The 3,386-nt window shown below is 55.1% G+C and carries 1 tRNA gene and 2 rRNA genes; all 3 read left to right on the forward strand.

Going from position 1 to position 3,386, the window contains the following annotated elements:
* Positions 1 to 150: 150 nt before the first annotated feature.
* The 3 genes from C8N38_RS20875 (at position 151) to C8N38_RS20885 (ending at position 3,386) form a co-directional block, all read left to right on the forward strand.
* A 23S ribosomal RNA gene (locus tag C8N38_RS20875) occupies positions 151 to 3,009 on the forward strand.
* Between the two features lie 78 nt (positions 3,010 to 3,087).
* Positions 3,088 to 3,202 (forward strand): 5S ribosomal RNA (rrf, locus tag C8N38_RS20880).
* Between the two features lie 107 nt (positions 3,203 to 3,309).
* Positions 3,310 to 3,386 (forward strand) — tRNA-Met (locus tag C8N38_RS20885).

Here is a 3,386-nt window from a genome sequence, read left to right on the forward strand (position 1 = left end):
CCGGCCCGAGTGGGGGTCTGACAGCCGGTTCGCCCGGCAAGTGATATCATCCAAGTCAAGTACACTAACCAACATGTTCCGGTGTGAACCAGCGCCGGAGCGGGAAATGTTGCTTTTGATCGGAAGAAGAGCTTGTCTTTTTCTGGATCAAATCAAGCGCGATAAGGGCGTTTGGTGGATGCCTTGGCAGCAAGAGGCGATGAAGGACGTGATAACCTGCGATAAGCTTGGGGGAGCCGGTAATAGGCTTTGATCCCAGGATCTCCGAATGGGGCAACCCACCTGACAGTTGATTATAATTGCCTTCGGGCAGCCTATAATCGGCTGAAACAGGTACTTGAGACCTGAATATATAGGGTTTCAAGAGCGAACCCGGGGAACTGAAACATCTAAGTACCCGGAGGAAAGGAAATCAACAGATACTCCCCTAGTAGTGGCGAGCGAACGGGGACCAGCCGAGCCGTGAATGTGACCAGAACAGTCTGGAAAGACTGACCATAGTGGGTGACAGTCCCGTATGGGAAGCATGATCGGACGCATTAAGTAGGGCGGGACACGTGAAATCCTGTCTGAAGATCGGGGGACCACCCTCGAAGGCTAAGTACTCCTTGCTGACCGATAGCGAACCAGTACCGTGAGGGAAAGGTGAAAAGCACCCCGACGAGGGGAGTGAAACAGTACCTGAAACCGAACGCCTACAAGCAGTCGGAGGCTCCTCGAGAGCTGACGGCGTACCTTTTGTATAATGGGTCATCGACTTGGTCTCACGTGCAAGCTTAAGCCGATAGGTGTAGGCGCAGCGAAAGCGAGTCTTAAATGGGCGTCGAGTTCGTGGGATCAGACCCGAAACCGAGTGATCTAGGCATGACCAGGATGAAGGTTGGGTAACACCAACTGGAGGTCCGAACCCACACCTGTTGAAAAAGGTCGGGATGAGTTGTGCCTAGGGGTGAAAGGCCAATCAAACTCGGAGATAGCTGGTTCTCCGCGAAAGCTATTTAGGTAGCGCGTCATCCGAATACCCCGGGGGGTAGAGCACTGGATGGGTAATGGGGCCCCACAGGCTTACTGATCCTAACCAAACTCCGAATACCCGGGAGTACTAGATGGCAGACACACGGCGGGTGCTAACGTCCGTCGTGGAGAGGGAAACAACCCTGACCTACAGCTAAGGCCCCCAATTCGTGGCTAAGTGGGAAAGCAGGTGGGACGACCAAAACAACCAGGAGGTTGGCTTAGAAGCAGCCATCCTTTAAAGATAGCGTAACAGCTCACTGGTCTAAATAAGTTGTCCTGCGGCGAAGATGTAACGGGGCTCAAGCCACGAGCCGAAGCTTAGGACTGCATATGCAGTGGTAGCGGAGCGTAGTGTGAAAAAACACCTGTCCTCTTCTATCGCATCGCTGAACGGACGCCTCTGGCGTCAAGTAGCGAAGCGATAGCGCAGGATAAGGTGTTTGCTGTGAAGCCGGGCTGTGAGGCACCGGTGGAGCGATCACTAGCGAGAATGATGACATGAGTAGCGACAAGGAGGGTGAGAGACCCTCCCGCCGAAAGTCCAAGGGTTCCTGCTTAAAGCTAATCTGAGCAGGGTAAGCCGGCCCCTAAGGCGAGGCTGAAAAGCGTAGCCGATGGGAACCACGTTAATATTCGTGGGCCAGGAGGATGTGACGGATCGCAGGTGTAGTGAGGCCTTATCGGATTGGTCTTGCTGCTGAGCGGTTCCTGGAAATAGCCCTCCATCAGACCGTACCCTAAACCGACACAGGTGGACTGGTAGAGCATACCAAGGCGCTTGAGAGAACGATGTTGAAGGAACTCGGCAAAATGCCTCCGTAAGTTCGCGAGAAGGAGGCCCGGTTCGTGGGCAACCATGGGCCGGGGGCACAAACTAGGGGGTGGCGACTGTTTACTAAAAACACAGGGCTCTGCGAAGTCGCAAGACGACGTATAGGGTCTGACGCCTGCCCGGTGCCGGAAGGTTAAAAGGAGGGGTGCAAGCTCCGAATTGAAGCCCCGGTAAACGGCGGCCGTAACTATAACGGTCCTAAGGTAGCGAAATTCCTTGTCGGGTAAGTTCCGACCTGCACGAATGGCGTAACGACTTCCCCGCTGTCTCCAACATCGACTCAGCGAAATTGAATTGCCTGTCAAGATGCAGGCTTCCCGCGGTTAGACGGAAAGACCCCGTGCACCTTCACTACAGCTTCACACTGGCATCAGGCATGCGATGTGCAGGATAGGTGGTAGGCTTTGAAACCAGGACGCCAGTTCTGGTGGAGCCTCCCTTGAGATACCACCCTTCTCCTGCTTGATGTCTAACCGCGGTCCGTTATCCGGATCCGGGACCCTGTGTGGCGGGTAGTTTGACTGGGGCGGTCGCCTCCCAAATAGTAACGGAGGCGCGCGAAGGTTGGCTCAGAGCGGTCGGAAATCGCTCGTTGAGTGCAATGGCAAAAGCCAGCCTGACTGCAAGACTGACAAGTCGAGCAGAGACGAAAGTCGGCCATAGTGATCCGGTGGTCCCGAGTGGAAGGGCCATCGCTCAACGGATAAAAGGTACGCCGGGGATAACAGGCTGATACTGCCCAAGAGTCCATATCGACGGCAGTGTTTGGCACCTCGATGTCGGCTCATCTCATCCTGGGGCTGGAGCAGGTCCCAAGGGTATGGCTGTTCGCCATTTAAAGAGGTACGTGAGCTGGGTTTAGAACGTCGTGAGACAGTTCGGTCCCTATCTTCCGTGGGTGTAGGATACTTGAGAGGAGTTGCCCCTAGTACGAGAGGACCGGGGTGAACGATCCACTGGTGGACCAGTTGTCGTGCCAACGGCAGTGCTGGGTAGCTATGATCGGACAGGATAACCGCTGAAGGCATCTAAGCGGGAAGCCCCCCTCAAAACAAGGTATCCCTGAGGACCGTGGTAGACCACCACGTCGATAGGCCGGAGATGTAAGCGCAGCAATGCGTTCAGTTGACCGGTACTAATTGTCCGATAGGCTTGATTTGATCCAGTAATAGCCAAGCTATGCTGGTCATCAGCAACACATCCCAGTGTATGCGACTTGGAGAATGGCTCTTCCTCGGTTTGGTGGTCATAGCACGAGCAAAACACCCGGCTCCATTCCGAACCCGGCCGTTAAGTGCCGTCGCGCCGATGGTACTGCGTCTCAAGACGTGGGAGAGTAGGTCGCCGCCAAACCTAGAAAGAGCCATATAACTCTCATTACGATGCTCCGTCCCCTATTCCTTCAATTGCGGGACGGTCCCGGCGCATAAGGAACACCGTTCCAGCGCCATACACCTTGGCGCGGGGTGGAGCAGCCCGGTAGCTCGTCAGGCTCATAACCTGAAGGTCGTAGGTTCAAATCCTACCCCCGCAACCA

Source organism: Rhodovulum kholense (assembly GCF_003053725.1).
GTDB classification, from domain to species: domain Bacteria; phylum Pseudomonadota; class Alphaproteobacteria; order Rhodobacterales; family Rhodobacteraceae; genus Rhodovulum; species Rhodovulum kholense.